20 protein-coding genes are annotated in these 18,925 nt (G+C 33.0%); 13 read left to right on the top strand and 7 right to left on the bottom strand.

The window, feature by feature from the left end; all coding sequences use genetic code 11:
• Positions 1-17: 17 nt before the first annotated feature.
• The gene (locus tag ACW8TM_RS04215; RefSeq protein ID WP_491532028.1) at positions 18-995 is read right to left on the bottom strand and encodes a THUMP domain-containing protein; all 978 of its coding nucleotides are present in this window, start codon (positions 993-995) and stop codon (positions 18-20) included.
• A gap of 61 nt (positions 996-1,056) precedes the next feature.
• On the opposite strand from ACW8TM_RS04215, the gene ACW8TM_RS04210 reads away from it, so the two are divergent.
• Complete coding sequence (locus ACW8TM_RS04210; protein WP_491532027.1) at positions 1,057-2,109, top strand: inorganic phosphate transporter; 1,053 nt, start codon at positions 1,057-1,059, stop codon at positions 2,107-2,109.
• A gap of 352 nt (positions 2,110-2,461) precedes the next feature.
• Positions 2,462-3,109, top strand: a complete 648-nt coding sequence (locus tag ACW8TM_RS04205) for an adenylate kinase (RefSeq protein ID WP_491532026.1) — start codon at positions 2,462-2,464, stop codon at positions 3,107-3,109.
• On the opposite strand, the gene ACW8TM_RS04200 is transcribed toward ACW8TM_RS04205, so the two are convergent.
• Together ACW8TM_RS04200 and ACW8TM_RS04195 are read right to left on the bottom strand one after the other, a co-directional pair.
• Positions 3,093-4,319, bottom strand: coding sequence for a threonine synthase (locus ACW8TM_RS04200; RefSeq protein WP_491532025.1), 1,227 nt, complete (start codon positions 4,317-4,319; stop codon positions 3,093-3,095). The genes ACW8TM_RS04205 and ACW8TM_RS04200 overlap by 17 nt on opposite strands.
• A gap of 17 nt (positions 4,320-4,336) precedes the next feature.
• Positions 4,337-4,738, bottom strand: coding sequence for an NUDIX domain-containing protein (locus ACW8TM_RS04195; protein WP_491532024.1), 402 nt, complete (start codon positions 4,736-4,738; stop codon positions 4,337-4,339).
• Positions 4,739-4,891: 153 nt separating this feature from the next.
• Between ACW8TM_RS04195 and ACW8TM_RS04190 the strand changes: the two genes are divergently transcribed.
• The 6 genes from ACW8TM_RS04190 (at position 4,892) to ACW8TM_RS04165 (ending at position 11,723) form a co-directional block, all read left to right on the top strand.
• On the top strand, positions 4,892-6,187 hold the full coding sequence (locus ACW8TM_RS04190) for an aspartate aminotransferase family protein (protein ID WP_491532023.1): 1,296 nt from the start codon (positions 4,892-4,894) through the stop codon (positions 6,185-6,187).
• A gap of 286 nt (positions 6,188-6,473) precedes the next feature.
• Positions 6,474-7,805 (top strand): phosphoglucosamine mutase, encoded by a 1,332-nt coding sequence (glmM, locus tag ACW8TM_RS04185; protein WP_491532022.1) that lies wholly within the window; start codon positions 6,474-6,476, stop codon positions 7,803-7,805.
• 48 nt (positions 7,806-7,853) lie between these two features.
• A complete protein-coding gene (locus ACW8TM_RS04180; protein ID WP_491532021.1) occupies positions 7,854-8,813 on the top strand; it encodes a hypothetical protein in 960 nt (319 codons plus the stop codon).
• Between the two features lie 15 nt (positions 8,814-8,828).
• The gene (locus ACW8TM_RS04175) at positions 8,829-9,785 is read left to right on the top strand and encodes a radical SAM/SPASM domain-containing protein (RefSeq protein WP_491532020.1); all 957 of its coding nucleotides are present in this window, start codon (positions 8,829-8,831) and stop codon (positions 9,783-9,785) included.
• Between the two features lie 141 nt (positions 9,786-9,926).
• Entirely contained in the window at positions 9,927-10,856 is a 930-nt protein-coding gene (locus ACW8TM_RS04170) for a dimethylarginine dimethylaminohydrolase family protein (protein ID WP_491532019.1), read from the top strand.
• 42 nt (positions 10,857-10,898) lie between these two features.
• On the top strand, positions 10,899-11,723 hold the full coding sequence (locus ACW8TM_RS04165) for a sulfite exporter TauE/SafE family protein (protein ID WP_491532018.1): 825 nt from the start codon (positions 10,899-10,901) through the stop codon (positions 11,721-11,723).
• A 3-nt stretch (positions 11,724-11,726) separates the two neighbouring features.
• On the opposite strand, the gene ACW8TM_RS04160 is transcribed toward ACW8TM_RS04165, so the two are convergent.
• Entirely contained in the window at positions 11,727-12,119 is a 393-nt protein-coding gene (locus ACW8TM_RS04160) for a DUF1634 domain-containing protein (RefSeq protein WP_491532017.1), read from the bottom strand.
• Positions 12,113-12,973, bottom strand: a complete 861-nt coding sequence (locus ACW8TM_RS04155; RefSeq protein WP_491532016.1) for a sulfite exporter TauE/SafE family protein — start codon at positions 12,971-12,973, stop codon at positions 12,113-12,115. Before ACW8TM_RS04155 ends, ACW8TM_RS04160 begins: the two co-directional genes overlap by 7 nt.
• Positions 12,974-13,105: 132 nt before the next feature.
• Between ACW8TM_RS04155 and ACW8TM_RS04150 the strand changes: the two genes are divergently transcribed.
• Positions 13,106-13,654 (top strand): archaemetzincin family Zn-dependent metalloprotease, encoded by a 549-nt coding sequence (locus ACW8TM_RS04150; protein ID WP_491532015.1) that lies wholly within the window; start codon positions 13,106-13,108, stop codon positions 13,652-13,654.
• Between the two features lie 176 nt (positions 13,655-13,830).
• Here the strand turns inward: ACW8TM_RS04150 and ACW8TM_RS04145 are convergent, their stop codons facing one another.
• Positions 13,831-14,565, bottom strand: a complete 735-nt coding sequence (locus tag ACW8TM_RS04145) for a hypothetical protein (RefSeq protein WP_491532014.1) — start codon at positions 14,563-14,565, stop codon at positions 13,831-13,833.
• Between the two features lie 156 nt (positions 14,566-14,721).
• Between ACW8TM_RS04145 and ACW8TM_RS04140 the strand changes: the two genes are divergently transcribed.
• Together ACW8TM_RS04140 and ACW8TM_RS04135 are read left to right on the top strand one after the other, a co-directional pair.
• Complete coding sequence (locus ACW8TM_RS04140; RefSeq protein ID WP_491532013.1) at positions 14,722-15,189, top strand: aminoacyl-tRNA deacylase; 468 nt, start codon at positions 14,722-14,724, stop codon at positions 15,187-15,189.
• 13 nt (positions 15,190-15,202) lie between these two features.
• Positions 15,203-15,805 carry a nitroreductase family protein gene (locus ACW8TM_RS04135; RefSeq protein ID WP_491532012.1) on the top strand — a complete coding sequence of 201 codons (603 nt, stop codon included), beginning with the start codon at positions 15,203-15,205 and terminating at the stop codon, positions 15,803-15,805.
• On the opposite strand, the gene ACW8TM_RS04130 is transcribed toward ACW8TM_RS04135, so the two are convergent.
• Positions 15,802-16,491: an endonuclease III domain-containing protein gene (locus ACW8TM_RS04130; protein ID WP_491532011.1), complete on the bottom strand. Its 690-nt coding sequence runs from the start codon at positions 16,489-16,491 to the stop codon at positions 15,802-15,804. The two genes, ACW8TM_RS04135 and ACW8TM_RS04130, sit on opposite strands and share 4 nt — an antisense overlap.
• A 295-nt stretch (positions 16,492-16,786) precedes the next feature.
• Here ACW8TM_RS04130 and ACW8TM_RS04125 point away from each other — a divergent pair, with 295 nt between their 5' ends.
• Together ACW8TM_RS04125 and ACW8TM_RS04120 are read left to right on the top strand one after the other, a co-directional pair.
• Positions 16,787-17,596, top strand: coding sequence for a V4R domain-containing protein (locus ACW8TM_RS04125; RefSeq protein ID WP_491532010.1), 810 nt, complete (start codon positions 16,787-16,789; stop codon positions 17,594-17,596).
• A gap of 54 nt (positions 17,597-17,650) precedes the next feature.
• Positions 17,651-18,649, top strand: coding sequence for an aminopeptidase (locus tag ACW8TM_RS04120; protein WP_491532009.1), 999 nt, complete (start codon positions 17,651-17,653; stop codon positions 18,647-18,649).
• Positions 18,650-18,925: the final 276 nt, after the last annotated feature.

The following is an 18,925-nucleotide window of genomic DNA, read 5'->3' as shown; positions in this document are numbered from 1 at the left end:
TAAGTATTTCGTCTACATTAGTTTTTCATTAAAAAACCAGCAATTAAACCTAGTATATAGGCAGCAGCTGTACTACTTCTCATAGAAAAATTGGAAGGTGGACCAAGCCTAATTAAATACTTGACCCTATGTCTAGCCTCAATACTTAACCCTTCATACTCATTACCTATTAAGAAACCAAACCTCTCACCAGTATTTTCCTTCAATACACTTATTAGGTCACATTCATTAAGAACACCACTAAAACTAAAACCAATTGGATAAACATCACTTAAAGCTTCATCAAGATTAGAGAAGAGTTTAAGCCTAACAAACTTAGCTACACCTCCAATATTACTGAGAGCCCTCTCAATCTTATCACCCCTCCCCCTAACAATTCTAAGCTCAACATTCAGAGAAGCACATAAACGCAACATATCCATAATTTCATAAGTAGTCCTAGGATTCTCAAAAATAATTACAAAATCATTGAAGAAATCTAATGGAATAGTCTTTCTCAATTTTTTATAAAACCTATTTAGTGTCGCTCCAATCAATATACCACGCCTTCCAAACTGTATATACAATATAAAATCAGGATTCCTAACATCAACAGATAGACCTAGTTTTTCCTCAATATAAGAACCAACATCCCTACAAAGCTCCAAGCTACTCACATCAACTCTCTCAGAAAACTTTTTAACCTCAACTTTAAATGTTCCATAACCATATCTATTCCTCAAAAAATCAATAGCCTCTACAGATCTTAATTTTACTAAATCCATATCATAAGGCAGTTGCTCAAATAAAATTGGAACAATCCTAGAAACTTCAGGGATAGATCTCAAAATACTAAGAATTCTATCAATGTCATCCTCACACCTTAAAATTAACCGTCTAACAGGCTTTTCATAATCAACACTTACCTCAACATTAATTTTAGATAACGATAAAATTTCCTTTATCATTCTAGCTATCTTCAACTCCTTATTAATAGTATAATCTTCAAGAGTCACAAGAAACTTCACATAAACTATGTTCTTAAAAATGCTTTTAAGTTTAATGGGAGCAGTAAGAATGAGAAAACTGGAGGAAAAAAGCAAGATGATCGACTCAACACTCATTATATTAGGGATAGGGCTAGCAATATCATTTTTAATGGCAATAAGTCTAGGGGCAAATGATGCTGCAACACCAACAGACTGTGCAGTAGGAGCGGGAATAATATCAATTAGACAAGCAGTGTTACTATTCGCCCTCTTCACTGGAATTGGAGCTGTGCTCCAAGGCTTTATGGTAATGAAAACCATAGGCAAAGGAATAGTTCCAGAGGTAGACGTAATTGGGGCACTAACAATATCTATAACTGCAGCAGTATGGGTCCTAATATGCTCATATCATGGACTAGACGTCTCAGTCACATATGCCTCCATAGGAAGCGTAATAGGCTATGGAATAATTGCCCATGGAATAGAAAAAGTAAATCTAGGGATACTTCAAAAAGTAGTTTTAAGCTGGATTACATCACCATTTTGTGCAATGGCAATAGCATACTCAATATACATGACACTCCGAAAAATACTGGAGAAAAGACCATGGACACAAAGAGTACAAAAAATAATATCAATAATGCTAATTGGATCACTATGCTTCTCCGCATACTCCTTTGGAGCAAATGACGTAGGAAATGCAACAGGTGTATATGTAACAGTAGCAGAAAGACTTGGAAAAATTCCAGACTACAATGCAATGTTATTCCTATCAATTCTAGGAGCAATAGGAATAGCAGTTGGCGGATTAACATGGGGGAGAAGAGTAATAGAAACCGTCGCATTCAGAATAACTAGATTAGATATTGTAATGGGATTCGCAGCTGAAATAAGCAATGCAATAGTAGTATACTTGTTCACAACAATACCATACATGATATTCGGCTATGGACTTCCAATATCAACTTCACTTGCAAGTAACGGCTCTATAATAGGTGTTGGTTTAGCTAAAAGCTACAAGTCAATTAATACTAGAACGATAATGAGATTAGTTATAACATGGATAATTACAGTTCCAGCAACAGCAGTAATCTGCATGGTATTGTACAGAGCTCTTAAAATAATAATCCTATCAATCTAACAATTAGTTGGTAAATCCTTTCATTTTTAATTAGAAACACTACATTAACACTAGTATCACTCAAAATTTCTAGAAAATGCTGAACATAAGTATGAATTGTAAATAGTTCTTTCAACATCCACTTACATCAAGAAATGTCTTTAATAAGAAGTATAACATGACCTCAAACTATAAATAAGATAGCATATCATCCTATAAAATTTCAATTTTATTCTTTAACTTCTCGAATCTAATTTCTATTTCTTATTTAAACGGCTCAAAGATACCCATCAAACATCGATAACAATTATTCGTTACAAAATAATTCGTAACCTATAAATTTAGAGCCTACTGAAAGAGCATTGGTGGTAAATTGAAAATTATAATACTTGGACCGCCAGGAGCAGGTAAAGGAACCCAAGCAAAAATACTCTCAGAAAAATATAGAATCCCACATATATCAACTGGTCAAATTTTTAGAGAAAATATTGAAGCAAAAACCAAGTTAGGATTAAAAGCAAAAAAATACGTAATAAAAGGAGAACTAGTTCCAGATGAAATAGTTATTGAAATAACTTTAAGGAAACTTGAAAGCCTAGATGCAAGCAAAGGATACATTCTAGACGGATATCCAAGAACTATTAATCAAGCAAAAGCACTTGACAACAGTGAATTTACACCAGACCTGATAATAGAAGTCTATGTAGACGAAGAAGAATGTGTAAAAAGACTTTCAAGTAGAAGGTATTGTCCAAAATGTGGTGCAACATATAACTTAATATTCAACCCACCAAAAAACAATGAAGTATGCGATATATGTGGAAGTAAAATAAAACAAAGAGAAGACGATAGAGAATATGCAGTAAGAGAAAGATTTAGAGAATATTACGTCAAAACTAAGTCAGTTCTAGATTACTATAAAGCACAAGGAAAATTACATAGAGTAGATGGAAAGGGGAGCATAACTGAAGTCTCAGAGAGAATTATTAAACTTATAGAGAAACTCAAGAAAGAAGTTTAAGAGCAGATTCTACATCTACTTTAATCCTTGTAGACTCACCAACCACCTTCAATGTCATCTTAGTATCCTTTAATCCAATTCCTGAAATTACACAAACAATTATTTCATCAGAATCAATTGCATCTTCCTCTTTAAGTTTCTTTACTAATGCTATAGGAGCTGCTCCTGCAGGCTCAGCATAAATCCCCTCCATTCTAGCAAGTAATTTATAGGCATCAATAATTTCACCATCACTAACAGCCTCTATTGTACCCCCACTTTCAATCACCGCCCTTCTCAAAAGAGGCCAACCTGCAGGATTTCCAACAGCAATAGCACTTGCAATAGTAGATGGATTAGTTACTGGCGTAATTTCCATTAACCCAGCTTTAAAAGCCCTTGCCATAGGTGCACAACCCTCAGCTTGAACGCAACCTATTTTAACGTCCCTGTTTATCCAACCTAGATTCAATAGTTCCCTAAATCCTTTATGAGCCCCAATAGCAGCAGTTCCAACACCAACCGACTGAACATACCAGTCAGGAGCAATCCAATTTAACTGCTCACAAATTTCATATGCAAGTGTCTTCTTTCCTTCATGTCTAATCGGATTAATCACACCACCATTATACATCCAACCCATTCTATAGGCAACCTCTCTAGCTATTCTACTTGCATCATCAAAAGTACCATCAACAACGATAACTTTTGAACCATAGATCATCATAGAAGCAATCTTTTCAGTACTAGCAGTACGAGGAACAAAGACTATGCTATCTAAACCAGCAGCTGCAGCATATGCTGCTTGAGCAACACCAGCATTACCAGTTGAAAAACCAACCATAGTTGAAACTTTCAGTTCAACCGCCCTACTTGCAGCTGCAGATGCCCCACGATCCTTAAAGGAGCCAGTGGGATTTAGAAAATCAAGCTTAAAATATAAATTTTTAAGCCCAAGCAATCTTCCAAGCCTCCGACTTTTAATTAAAGGTGTACCACCCTCACTTAAAGTTACAATGTTTGAAAAATCACTTACAGGAATAAATTCACGATATCTCCACATATTGAAGTCTCTCAGTTGAAGTTTACCCTTAGTCACCTTAGAAGCTATAAAGTCATAATCCAATTGAAATTCAATTACTGAACCACATTTACTACAAAAATTTACAAGTTTATCAGGAGGAAACTCAGCTCCACACTTAATACATTTCTGCGAAATAATTCTCCCCATAACCACCACCTGAAAACCTATTCTCCAATTAACTTTAACCCATCTTTAATAATCTTTGCATGATCAAAAGCCATTCTTTCAGGAATCTCCCTGAAGAATCCAATTTCCTTAACTTCTGGAGAAGGCTTTAAATTCAGTTCTAAAGGCTCAGCTAGAAAAGCTATTGAAACCACATGACCTCTAGGGTCACGATTGGGATCAGAGTAAACTCCAATCAACCTTAACAGCTTTATTCTAACACCAGTCTCTTCTTCAACCTCCCTCATAGCAGCTTTCTCAACAGTTTCCCCATACTCAACAAAACCACCGGGTAAAGCCCAAAAATCCTTAAAGGGAGACTTAGATCGCTTCACCAACATAAAGGATTTGTCAGCAAAAACTATCAACACATCAACAGCAAGTAAGGGACTCCTCCTCATTAACTCACCAAGATAATATATTGTATATAAATGAAATTTAAATTATAACTAATCAAACACGTTAAACAAACTTCTTAACATAGAGAACCGCGAAAATAAAGCGAATGGAAAGGCTAAAAAGAAAAAGAAAATTACTTTACATGGGTGGCTATAATGTATGAACCCGGAGAAAAATCTAAACAACTATATGAACGCGCTAAAAAAGTTTTTCCAGCAGGAGTAAGCTATAGCATTAGATACTTTGAACCACATCCATTTTATGTTAAAAAAGCTGAGGGCTGCAAAGTATATGACGTTGATGGAAACGTTTATATAGACTATTGGGTAGGACACGGTGCATTAATATTAGGCCATAATCACCCGTTAATAATTGAAGCAATTAGGGAAGCAGCTGAAATTGGAACACATATAGGATTAGTTAATGAATATGAAGTAATATATGCTGAACAAGTCTTAAAGATGATCCCAAGTGCAGAAATGATTAGATTCACCAATAGTGGAACAGAAGCAAACATGTATGCAATTAGACTAGCTAGAACATACACTAAAAGAAGTAAAATTGGAAAATTTGAAGGAGGATGGCATGGAGGATACGATGCCCTCCATGTCGGAGTAACATACCCTTTTAATAAGCCAGAATCAGGAGGATTAACCGAAGGAGCAATAAAAGATACCATACTACTACCATTCAATGATCTAGAAGGAGTCGAAAAAATCTTCAGAGAACACAAATTTGCATGTATAATTATAGAACCAGTACTAGGTGCAGGAGGCTGCATACCAGCAGATAAAGAATTTCTAAAAGGATTAAGAGAACTTTGCAACAAAACTGGAACATTGCTAATATTTGATGAAGTCATAACAGGATTCAGACTAGCCCCGGGAGGAGGACAAGAATTCTATGGAGTATATCCAGATATAACAGTACTTGGAAAAACACTTGGAGGAGGAGGACTACCAGTAGGAGCATTCTGTGCTAGAAGAGAATTAATGGAACTTCTAGACCATACTAAGTATCCTGATCCAAGCACTAGATCATTTCACGGAGGAACATACTCAGCAAATCCACTAGTATGCTATGTAGGAACAAAAGTTTTAAAGGAACTGGAAAAAGGCTACGTATATAATCATATAAATAAACTAGGAGAAAAAACCATAAAGGAACTAGATGAAATATTCCAAAAATACAACTTCGAAGCATTTTCAAGCGGAGTTGGATCAATGATTGGAATACACTTTACCAAAGAAAAACCGACAGATGCAAGAAAAGCTAATGCAACGAAAAATATTGAATTAGTGAAGAAATACCATTCATATCTACTAAAAAACGGAATTACAGTAATTAAGCCAACACTACCACACCTATTCATAAGTAATGCACATACAGAAAAAGAAATAAATGAATTCCTTAGAGTAACAGAGGAATTCGTAAAGAAACATAAACAATAAATTACACTACAATTATTTTAATCAACGAGAAATTAAGCTCAGATAGAGGCTTCCTACAGATTGGACAGATACTTTTAACTTTTTTATTACAAATATCACAAATAAGAATTCTACAAGACTCACAGACATAAGCTTCACTATCTTTATAGAGTTTCTTTCCGCATCGAAGACATCTACCCACCACGAACGCCATCAATAACATACCTCCATGCCGGCATATAATCGCGTTAAGCTAAAGATTTAAAGTTTTTGAAAGACTCAAAGAAATATATGGAGATAGAAGTATATGAAAATAATTAAAAGCCATTCAGGAATAAGAGGAATCTATGGAGAAAGTTTAACACCAGAATTAACATACATGCTAGCAAAGGCATATGCTCAAACACTAAAACCAAGAATCGTTGTAGTGGGAAGAGATACGAGGCCATCAGGAAAAATAATCAAACAAACAATCATAGCAGGACTAACATCATTAGGTGTAAATGTAATAGACTTAGACATTACACCTACACCTGCAATACTCTTCGCAATAAAATACTATGGAGCAGACGGAGGAATAATAATATCAGCATCCCATAATCCACCTGAATGGAATGCAATAAAACTAGCAGGGAAAAAAGGAATATTATTAACCTCAAATGAAGTAGGCAAAATAATTGAAAATATAGGAAGAAAAACAGCTACAACACAAAAAGTAGGAAAAATCATTAGAAGAAACATTATAAACACCTATATCAAAGAACTAGCAAAACAAGTTAACATTAAAACCATTAGAAAATCAAACTTCAAAGTCATAGTAGATGCAGGAGGAGGAGCTGGAGCATTAACAACACCTAAACTCTTAACACAAATAGGATGCAGAGTAATAACAATAAACTCAATACCAGGACTCTTCACTAGAAAGATAGAACCAACAGGAGAAGCACTAGAAAACTTGAAAAAAACAGTTCAAGCAGCAAAAGCAGATATAGGATTTGCTCACGACTGTGATGCAGATCGACTAGCATGTGTGGATGAAAAAGGAAACATAATAAGAGAAGACTATGGAATTGGAGTAGCAGTAAAACAAGCGCTAACCAAAAAGAAAACGAAAGGAATAGTAGTGAACATAGCATCATCCCTCATATTCGACCACATTGCAAAGGAAACAAAAACAGTAATATTCAAGTCAAAGGTGGGAGAAGCCAATGTCATAGAAAAAATGCTTGAAACAAACAGTAATATAGGAGTAGAAGGAAGTAGTGGAGGATTAATATTAAGAGAATTCCACCTAGCAAGAGATGGTGCACTAGCAGCACTAAAAGTATTGGAAGCAATGGCAGAAAGAGAAAAAAAGTTTTCAGAACTATTAAAAGAACTCCCTCAATACCATATCGAAAAAACAAATCTCAAAATCAAACCTAAGAAAATAGGAAAAATAAGAGAAAAAATACTAAGACGATGGAAAGACTATAGAATTGAAACAATCGACGGAATAAGAATAAATGGAGAAAACTGGTGGATTCTAATCAGACCATCAAAAACCGAACCAGTACTAAGAATAATGGTTGAAGCAAAAGAAAAGTCAAAAACAAAGAAATTAATGAGAGAAATAATCAGGATAATTCAGGAAAGTTAATCAACTAGAAAATAAACTCTATTAACGAATAACTTGAAAGGTTAAAAAATGACAGATAAAGAAGAAGTTAAAATATTAGAGATATTTGAAGGAGACCATGGAATAGAAGTAACAGACAGCAAACTAAAAATAAAAACAGGACCATTATTTGATCCTTTTTTAAGAATGATGCCAATATCAAGATATGCAGGGCCAAGAAGAATATTAAGAACAACTACAATTGAAGAAATACCAATAAGAAATATAAATACAATAACAATAAATGGAAATAACATAAAAATAACTTGGATCAAAAAAAGTAAACAATCATTCTACAAAATGAAAGAAACAAAGATAAGAATGAAACCATTCAAATCAAAACTCATAAAAGAAGCAATATCAAGGTTAATGAAAGGTGAAGACCCAGAAAAACTAGCCATCGAATACTCAAAAATCATATCAAGATATTTCAAAGCATTCCAAGCAAATAGAAATGTGATTCTAATTAAAGGCGACCATATCGAAATTTATAGCAAAGAAATATATGAAATAATATCAGGAAAAATACCGTTAATATCACGAAGCCCATTATTCCTTCAAGCCCTAGCATCATACTCAGAAAAAATTCCAATAAACAGAATATCAAACATGAAAATGGAAAAAATATCAGAAACAAAAATCAATGTAGAAATAGAATTAAAAGAAAAAAGAAGCAAAAAAATAACATTCAAAAATGAAGAAGAAGCAAAAAATTTCATTGAAACAATCAAAAAAATAATGGAAATTTATGGAAGAGAAGAAGAGAAGAAAACTACCATAACATCAAGGGGACATCTTATCCTACGAGGAAAAATTGAGGAAGAAGATTGGAATAGAAAAATACTAGAGAATTTCACTAAATTCTTAATGCTATTTACGGTAATCTACATCATGTTCAGCGAGATATATGGAAAGTCAATAACACTTGCCCTAATCACAATGCTTATTTCATTAATAGCAATAATACTCTGGAATAAACTTAGAGAGTAAATTGGAGGAGAGAGATTGCTTAGACTACTTGTATGGCTATGCACCTATAGATGTAATCTCAACTGCAACCACTGCTATATAAAGGGTAGAAACTCAAGTGAAATGAGCACAGAAGACGCATTAAAAATGATAAATGAAATAGTTGAACTAAATCCAAGACATTTCTCCATTACAGGAGGAGAACCACTAATAAGAAAAGATATTTTCGAGATACTGAAAGAAGCAAAAAATCAAGATTTAAACACAAGTATCGTAACTAATGGATACCTATTAAATGAACAAATAATAGATAAACTAGCAAAAATGAATGTTTATATATACTTAAGCCTAGATGCAGCCACCGAGGAGACATTTCTAAAAATAAGAAGATGGAATCAAAGCAAACTTCTAGAGAAAGTAGAAATGCTAAGAAGCAAAGGTTTAGGATTTTCAACCATAATGACTATTATGCCAGAAAACTATCATGAAGCTGGATCATTCATAGAATTATCAATAAACATTGGTGCAAAACATTCAGCTCTAATACCAATAATATCGTCTGGAGCAGCAAGAAATAAACAATTAACTAAAAAACAACTAATTAAGGCAATAAAACTAATTGACGAAAAATCAGAAGAATATGGCTATCCTACAAGTCTATGGTGCACACCCTTCGCAAAATGGTTAAAGAAATCAAAATACGTATATGTTGGAAGTTGTCCAGATGACTCAATGGATATTGATCCAGAAGGAAACACTCTACTATGTGATGTATTAGAATTCAAAATAAGCAATGTACTTAAATATGGAGTAAAAGAAGCATGGCTAGAATATTCCAGAAACCCAATATCAAGAGACTTTAGAAATCCAAATCTATTAGAAGGTAAATGCATTAAATGTAAATACAAGTATAAATGTATAGGAGGATGTAAAGCAAGAGCATACATAACATACAATAAATTTACATATCCAGATCCACTTTGTCCATTATAGCATTATTAGTTAAATCAATATGATTAAAAATTTAAAAGTAGATGCGAATATATGCAATGAAATAAAAAACATTTATTCGGAACAATAATTTTATAATAGAACAGAAGTTATTATATAGTAATAAAAATCATGGAGAAGTCGATGTCAACCAGTTATGGTGCACAAAGTGAATATGGAAAATTGATAAAAACTATAATGCACATACCAGGAGAAGAAATAAATCTCATAAATGGAGACAACCTAAAAGACTATTTATTTAGAGAAGTCCCAGACCTTGAAAAACTTAGAGAAGAACATATTAAATTAATGGAAGTACTGAAAAGCGAAGGAGTTAAGGTAATACTTATAGAAGAAGTTCTAAAAAATACAGAATACATTGAAATCATTAAAATGTGTCCAAATTCATTCTTCACGAGAGATACAGGTACTATAACAAATTTAGGAGCAATAATAGGTAGAATGGCGAAGCCGTGCAGAAAACCAGAGTCATTAATAATGATGGAAGCATTAAAGCAAATTGGAGTTCCAATAGCATTAAAAATAGATGCACCAGCAACCTTTGAAGGAGGAGATGCAGTTTGGCTAAATGAAGAAACATTAATGATAGGATATGAAACCAGAACAAGTGAAGATGCAATAAACAAAATAATAGGAAAAATGCTGGGAAAAACAGCGAAAAGAATAATAGCAGTCCCCCTAACAAAAAACAGAGTGCATCTTGATGGAACACTAATGATACTATCAGAGGATACTGCAGTTTCGAGAATTGAAGGAATATCAATGTATCCAAGCAAAATACATGAAGAAAATTCATTAAAATTAGTTAACCTACCAAAATGGCTTGAAAGTCAAGGATATGAAATAATAAGAGTAAAGAAAAGAGAAGATAGACTATTTGGAGCAAACCTACTATGCATAGGAGACAACAAAGTTTTATCATACACATGGAATAGAAGGATAATGAAAGAATTAGAAAAAAGAGGATTCGACGTTATTGGAATTGATGGATATGAATTAATAAAAGCAGGTGGCGGTTTACACTGCATGGTTCTCCCACTACTAAGGAAATAATAGGAAAATTTAAATTGGACATCTAATCACCAACTAAACACTATGATAAACAATGTCATTGAGACAATAACAGTTATAGCAGTAACCCTAATGACTGGAATAATCTCAGTAATGCTAGGAATAGGTGGAGGAATAATATTAGTACCATTATTCAATATATTAATAGGATTACCAATAAAAATAGCCATAGGAACCACTAAATTCCTAATACTATTCAACTCATCATCATCAGCAATTGCACAATATAGATATAATAGAGTAGATTGGAAAATAGGAATTCTACTCCAGATGACAATTATACCAGGAGCAATATTAGGCGCAAACCTAGTTCAAATACTAGACCCAAAAACACTTAAAACAATACTTGCAATAGCACTAATAATCACCAGTCTAAACATGATGAGAAAAAGAAAAGAAAAAGAAAAGGAAACAGTAAAGAATGGCATATGGCCCAGAAAGTTAATAACAAGAAATGGAATGGAATTCGAATATTCCTTCACATCGAACAGACTGATTATAGGTGTTATACTAGGCTTTTCATCGGGATTAATTGCAGGTATAACAGGGCTTGGAGGAGGAATAGTCAATGTCCCCCTTATGAATCTAATCCTAAAAATGCCAATTCATATTTCAACTGCAACATCTTCATTCATAATAATGATATGTGCAATACCTACAGTAATAGTTCATACAATATTAGGACATATAGATCATATAAAGGGATTAATAGCAATTCCAGGCCTAATAATAGGAGGACAATTAGGAGGAAAAATCGTTGGAAAAATAAAAGCTGAATGGCTGAGAAAAATGTTCGCCATAGCAGTTCTCATAGTATCCATTAAGATGATCTACGATACATTAACGTAAAATTTAACCTGCACGCAGAATATTAAATAAGCTCAAAGTCAAAATAGTGAAGACCACCGCAGTTATAACGACGTATTTCAAATCTTTAATGAAAATGAAGTAAATAACAGACATTATAACACGCACATATTGAGTCAACATTAAAAGTAAAATTCCAAAAGACATAAAAGTAAAAGCCAAATTGCCTAACGAGAAAAACCCTTTAAAGATATCGCCCATCACATTAAACAAATTATTCCCCCTTAAAAACCATTCATCACTTAAAGTTACATTAAAGTTACCAGTCTGAGAAAAATAGAGGACAATTCCGATAAGTATAAACAAAATAGAGGAAAATACTCCTGAAGTTAGTAATCTACTTATTAAAACCTCTAAATCACGGATGGCTTTTACCAAGAAGTAGTAACCCCCTTAAACAACATTTGAACTATAAGGTAAAGTACAACAACTAAAAACAAATAACGAATCGTAACATTCCTAAATTTATTCAAAATTTTTGAGCCAATAACCGCCCCAAAAGTAGTTCCAATTGCCATTGGAGCAGCCAAGTTAACATTAATAAGACCCATAGTCAAATAAACAGAAGCACCAGCAAGAGCAGTCATTCCAATTATAAAGTTACTTGTAGTACTCGAAACTTTAGAAGGCATTTTAAGCAATAGTTCTTGAACTGAAACCTTAAATGCACCAGCACCAATTCCAAGCATTCCTGCAGCTAAACCTGCAATCAACATACCCAATCCACCAGGAAAGGCATGAGTAATTTTATAATACACAACTCTACCTAATGCTTCATCATAGTAGCTTCCCTCAAGTCTAAGCCAAGATGACAATTTATCTTGCCTCTCAACCATAGGCAACTCCTTATTAATATGACCCCTCAAACCAATAAATGAAGTCATGAGAAAACCTGCAAAGAAGAAGTATAGAAGTTTTGGAGCTATAAAATTAGTTATTATAGCTCCAATAATAGCACCGACAACAGTATACAATTCAAGGTACATTGCAACCCTAACATTCGTAAGCTCTCTCTCAACGTAAGTAGCAGCTGAACCACTAGAAGTAGCGATAACAGTTATTAAACCAGCTGCAACAGCATGCTTAATCGGAACACCTAAAAGCGTTAATAATGGAATCATAATACTTCCCCCACCTAAACCAGTTAGAGCACCAACCAATCCAGTAATAAAAGATAATACAATTATAGTAACCATATTCAACATAGTATCAACCTCTACATTTTCCTCCACTTACACCTTCAACCCATTCATAAGTGGGAAACTAATAACTTTTACCAATTAATAATAACAAGATAGTGAAGTTGAAAGAAAATGTAGATTAAAAAGCTTAATTTAAATAACATGAAAAACAATTTAAAATCAATGAAAAATAAAATTAAAGTGTTAATTCAGCCCATAGGAGAAATAGATATAAAACTCATAAAGAAAATAGCAAAAATGCTAACAGAAAAAATAGAAATATTTAAGACATTCACATCAGATAAACATATCCCAATACCCGAAAAAGCCTTCAATCCATACAGAAAACAATACTACTCACAAATAATTATGAAAGAATTATACCTAAGAACAAGGAAGACTGAATATGACAAAATACTGGGAATAACAAATAAAGACTTATACATTAAAGGATTAAACTTTATATTCGGAGAAGCACAATTAGGAGGAAAATATGCAATAATATCAATATATCGATTAAAACCACAATTCTACGGCCAACCACCCAACACCCAGCTATTTCACCAAAGAATATTAAAAGAAGCAGTGCATGAGCTGGGACATACAGTAGGACTAAAACACTGTAGAAACAAGTATTGTGTAATATATTTCAGCAATAGTATCTGGGACACCGATATAAAAGGGTATAAATTCTGCAGAAAATGCCAAAACAAAATATACAAACTACTCTAATAAGCTCCTCAACAAATATGAAAAGTAAATTCTAGCAACAATAAAGGATATAATGATTGAAACGACAAATAGAATCCAACCCTCAACTTTAATCAAAGAACTCAAAAAAATATATGAAAAGAAAAGAACAAACAAGCTCAGCATAACAGCTTTATTACGTGCTTCAACATAAGTAATCATTGCCTTATACTGAGAAGTAGGTATACCCTTAAATCTACTAATCGCCCTCCTAATAAATCTATAAAAAACTGAACATTAAGCATATCATCAAATCTCAAAATTACAGGTTCATCTCTAATTAAATTAATTTTTACAACACCATTCTCATCAACCTTGACACTTTCAATTTTATCATACGGGATATCTCTAACTAAACCTTCACTTGAAGGAAGAGAAAACCTAGAGAAAATAGGAAAACCGGTGCCAATAGTACCATGCACACCTATTAACTTATCGTCAGGGGACAAATATCCATAAAAATAGACATTCGAATCAAATATCGAGACAGTACCACCCCTAAAAACTATAGTAAAACTTCTATCAACAATATGAATAGGAAGACAACTAAGAAGAAGATCATCCAACTTAGAAATAAATTTCTCCAAATCCCCTCTACCTAAAACTACATCTAGAAAGCTAACCAAAACTCTACGATTAAAGGGAGATAAGTTCAGAGTAATCTCCCCAACACGAAAACACTTTATCTTAACTACATCATCCTCAACCTTAAAACTAACAACATCCCTCAAATCAACATCAAACTTAGCCTTCAATTCTCTTAGCGGGGCAGGAGAAAGAAATTTATGTACAACCTTAACTACGCGATAAGGATCTTCATATACCTTTAATTTAGAAGTAGTAATTCTAACAGCAATAGATTTATCCCACAAATCAACAATTAATCTCTCCAACAAATCACCATGAAACTATACAATTAACCACAAAATAATATTTACTCAAAGCTCAACTATTTAAATTAAAACTATTAAAAATAATCACCATACATCATACCACAAAAAGTTTAAGAAAAGATCACACATAAAATAACAATATATGGAGATGTAAAATTGAAAGGTATTCAATCTGTAAAAAAGTTTATAGAGGAAAACAATATTAAAGCTGAAATACTCTACTTCAAAAGTACTGTTGAAAGTGTAAAAGCAGCCTCAGAAGCATCACAAGTACCTCCTGAAAAAATAATTAAAACATTACTCGTAAAAATTGACAACGAAATAATAGCAGTTTTAATACCAGGTTACAACCGGCTAGATTACAAAAAATTAAAGGAAACTACAAATTCCAAACGTGTTAGACTTCTATATCCTGAAGAAGTAAAGAATATTAGTGGATTTGAGATAGGAGAAGTATCACCATTAACACCATTATTCAAAAGATTGAAAATAATTGCAGATGAGAAAATCCAAAAATTAGATGTTGTCCTAGTTGGAGGAGGAACACTGAAAAATCTAGTAAAAATTGAAGTCGAAGAGCTTATACGCATACTAAATCCACTAATAACAGATATCACTAAGTAGAGGGAGTGATAAAATGGAATTAATGGAAGTAATTAATAATAGAGCTTCTGTAAGATGGTTTATAGATGAACCAGTAAAAGAAGAAGACTTAAAGACCATACTCGAAGCCGCAATAAGAGCGCCAACAGCATTTGGAGCTGAACAATGGCTATTCATAATAGTAAAGGAAGAGAAAATTAGGAGAAAAATCCATGAACTAACATTAAAAATACACCAAGAATACTATGAAAAGGCAAGAATAAAAAAAGTAGAAAAAAATAGGCTGAGAAAATTAATAGACAGATTTAAAGATGGATTACATCTCGCTCCAATATATATCTTAGTCTACATTGACTTAAGAAGAAAAATACTCGAAGAAAAATATTCTTGGTTGGAAGAAGAATTAGCAAAACAAAGTGCTTGTGCAGCAATCGAAAACCTAATCCTAGCAGCACACAACCTTGGATATGGAACATGCTGGATAGGCTTAGCATTACTAGCAGAGAAAGAATTAAAGGAAATACTAAATCCACCAGAGAATACAAAGCTAGTTACAATGATATCATTAGGAAAACCAAAAATAAAACCCAAACCAAAAACAAGAAAACCATTGAAAGAAGTTATAAAAGTAATTTAGCCATAATCTCCACCTAAATTATAACTACAATAATTTTTTACTGGGCAATCAAAACATGATGGCCTTTTAGGTCTACAAAATCTCCTTCCAAGCGCAATCAAAAGTAAATGGGCCTCTAGATATTCATCAGGCTTAAAGAAATTCATCAAAGTAGATCGAATCCCCTCATAATCAGCATTCTTGGAAACAAATCCAATACGCTTAGAAACACGCTCCACATGCCTATCAACAGGGAAGGTAGGCATTCTACCAACTAAAAGTAAGAAAATATCAGCAGTTTTCCTACCAATACCAGGTAATGATAAAAGAATAGATCTTGCATCATCTAATGGAAGTTTAAATATGAAACTTAAATCACCATTAAATTTATTGAGAATAATCTCTGATATCTGCTTAATAGCTCTACTCTTCCTATGATACATTCCAGAACATCTAATTGCATCAATAATCTCGTCCAAAGATGCAAAAATAAAAACACTAGGTTTAATTCTAAATCTTCTAGACAAATTATTGAAAGCTTTGATTGCAATCTTATCGGAAGTATTCTGGGTTAAAATTGTCATGACCAAAACTGGAAAAGCGTCACCATAATCCCTAAAAGCCCTTAAAACAGCAAAATCCTCAACATTGATATCCAACCTACTCTTCAACAATGAAAGAAAAGCCTCAGAGCTAACTGGAAACATAACACCCAACTTTAAAATAACATAAAAACAAATATTTATAAACTTAAGCATACAACATAAAACAAAAGTTAAAAACACAATGAACCCCCAGAAATTTAAAACATAAAAATGATAAGACAAATGAAAAATACATAAAAAATAAAGAACCCAATAAGATAGCAATTTTCAAAATTAGACATATTTTAAAAGAGAATAATGTAATATTTAAGTAAGTTTATATCACATACTATAATTAAGTTTAGTAATATAAAATATAAATAAAACTTAATCGAATAATAAATGTAAAGGTGATCCAATGCCTATCTACTTAGACCTACCATTAGTTATAGACGCACATGGAAGAGACGTATATTTATTCCTCATAGAGCTAAAAGATGTACCTGGAGCATTAGAGAAACTAACAAATGTAATAGCTGAAAATAACATAGACATCAGATCCACAATCTTAATACCATCAATTGAAAAAATAGGAACAGGACATGCACTAATATATATGGACTTCACTAGAAGCAATATAAATCCACAGGCATTATCCCAAAAAATAGAAAAACTTAATGTTGTTTTAAATGTAAACTTTGAAGCTCCAAAGTATGGAAACTACATAATTAATACATTTAGTTTTCCATTGGGAGTAATGAGAGAAAGAGCAATAATATTTAGAGTAGACTGGCTAAGAAGCTTATTCAAAAGATTTGAAAAAAGATTTGGTAGTGGTGGGAAAACCTTCCTCTTTTACATGGGGTTAGAAGGAGGAAGAAGTGCAGCTATAGAAATTAAAGAAAAAACAAAGCTAACAGGCATGAAACTAGTAGAAACCATACTTAAGATGCTACAAGCCCTAGGTCACGGAATCTTCAAAATAGAAAAATGCAACCTCGAAAAACTTGAAATTATAATTACAGCAAAGGAACTCTATGAATGCTTACCATCCAACGAAGAAGCGGGCGAAGGAAGTCAATTCTTTAGAGGATATCTAAGCGGCGTATTAACTGAAGCCTTCAACCAAGACCTAGTAGCAATAGAAGTAAAATGTATGTCAAGAGGAAACCAATACTGTGAATTCCACACCCAAAAAACAGAATACACTAAATGGATATCACAATAATCCATAAAAAACAGTTATATCCCGGACATCATAATGAGTATTTATCGTGAAAACATGAAGAAACTCTTGGAACTAAATTTTAAAAATACACTCAATACTGGAAAATTAATTATAACAAAGCTCTTAAATGTAAAACCCCATGAAAAAGTCTTAATAATCGCAGATCCAGAAACAGATAAAAGAATGATTGAATCCTTAATATCAACGATAGAATACATTGAAGCAGAATACATATTATCAATAATACCAAGGAAACTTGAAGATCATACAACTCTTCCATCAATTGTCCAGAGAAGTCTCAAAGAAGCAAACGTAGTTATAGGAATAACAAAAGCATCAGCAGCACCATCATATGATCCAGAAATTGCAAGACTACTAAGAGAAAAAAGAATTAGATATATGTCCATGGTACTAAGAGACTTAAACAACTGGATTGAAGGAGCAGCACTAGCAGACTACGACAAAGTATATGAAAAGGCTAAAAAACTGGCAGAAGTATTACAAAATAGAGAAGTAGTAGAATTGGAAAGCAAATTAGGTACAAAGTTAAGAGCATTAATGAAGAATAGAAGAATAATTATTGAAGCCGGATTTGCAACAAAACCAGGCGAATCAGCAGCCTTCTCAGACGGAGAAGTATCCTTCACACCAATTGAAGGAACAGCTGAAGGAACAGTTATAATAGACGGCCCAATCACCTACCTTGGAAAAATAAGCAAACCACTAAAACTAACCATAAAGAAAGGGAAAGTAATAGATGTTAAAGGGGGAAAAGAAGCTGAAAAAATAAGGAAATGGCTCAAGGAAGTAGAAAACTTCAACAACTTCGCTGAAATAGGCATTGGAGTCAACTATGCAGCAAGAAAAAATGGAGACTGGCAAGAAGAAAAGAAAAAGGAAGGAAACATTCACATAGCCCTAGGAGACAACATATATTACAGTGGAAATATAAGATGTAAACTACACGTCGACATGATAATATACAATGCCACATTAAAAGTAGACGGAGAAACGATAGTGAGAAATGGAAAACTGCTAATAAACCAAAAATGAAAATTAAAGTTAAAAGCCAAGTGATAATAGCAATGAGATTAGGAAAACCAGACCCAGAAGAGTTTATTTTAAAATTAATTTTACTTCATAAATCATAATTAGAGTTTATTTAAGAAATCTATTAGCTTATTCATATTTACAATGTTGTCAGTTGGATAGCTGTTATCTTTTAGAAAGACTATTAAGTTTTTATCTAGTGTTAGTAATGGAATGTTAATGGTTCTTGAACAAGCATGTGCGATATTATCTAGAATGTCTTTATGTCCTTTAAGCCAT

The sequence above is a fragment of the Candidatus Culexmicrobium sp. genome (assembly GCF_058356305.1).
The sequence above is the reverse complement of the archived record's forward strand: the minus strand, read 5'-3'. Positions and strand labels throughout refer to the sequence as shown.

What these genes read in the sequence shown, in the direction of transcription:
- ACW8TM_RS04120 (WP_491532009.1), top strand. Translation starts at nt 17,651, where the DNA reads ATGAAGAAACTCTTGGAACTAAATTTTAAAAATACACTCAATACTGGA.
- ACW8TM_RS04170 (WP_491532019.1), top strand. Translation starts at nt 9,927, where the DNA reads ATGTCAACCAGTTATGGTGCACAAAGTGAATATGGAAAATTGATAAAA.
- ACW8TM_RS04180 (WP_491532021.1), top strand. Translation starts at nt 7,854, where the DNA reads ATGACAGATAAAGAAGAAGTTAAAATATTAGAGATATTTGAAGGAGAC.
- ACW8TM_RS04165 (WP_491532018.1), top strand. Translation starts at nt 10,899, where the DNA reads ATGATAAACAATGTCATTGAGACAATAACAGTTATAGCAGTAACCCTA.
- ACW8TM_RS04135 (WP_491532012.1), top strand. Translation starts at nt 15,203, where the DNA reads ATGGAATTAATGGAAGTAATTAATAATAGAGCTTCTGTAAGATGGTTT.
- ACW8TM_RS04190 (WP_491532023.1), top strand. Translation starts at nt 4,892, where the DNA reads ATGTATGAACCCGGAGAAAAATCTAAACAACTATATGAACGCGCTAAA.
- ACW8TM_RS04200 (WP_491532025.1), bottom strand. Translation starts at nt 4,319, where the DNA reads ATGGGGAGAATTATTTCGCAGAAATGTATTAAGTGTGGAGCTGAGTTT.
- glmM (WP_491532022.1), top strand. Translation starts at nt 6,474, where the DNA reads ATGAAAATAATTAAAAGCCATTCAGGAATAAGAGGAATCTATGGAGAA.
- ACW8TM_RS04210 (WP_491532027.1), top strand. Translation starts at nt 1,057, where the DNA reads ATGAGAAAACTGGAGGAAAAAAGCAAGATGATCGACTCAACACTCATT.
- ACW8TM_RS04125 (WP_491532010.1), top strand. Translation starts at nt 16,787, where the DNA reads ATGCCTATCTACTTAGACCTACCATTAGTTATAGACGCACATGGAAGA.
- ACW8TM_RS04195 (WP_491532024.1), bottom strand. Translation starts at nt 4,738, where the DNA reads ATGAGGAGGAGTCCCTTACTTGCTGTTGATGTGTTGATAGTTTTTGCT.
- ACW8TM_RS04150 (WP_491532015.1), top strand. Translation starts at nt 13,106, where the DNA reads ATGAAAAATAAAATTAAAGTGTTAATTCAGCCCATAGGAGAAATAGAT.
- ACW8TM_RS04130 (WP_491532011.1), bottom strand. Translation starts at nt 16,491, where the DNA reads ATGTTTCCAGTTAGCTCTGAGGCTTTTCTTTCATTGTTGAAGAGTAGG.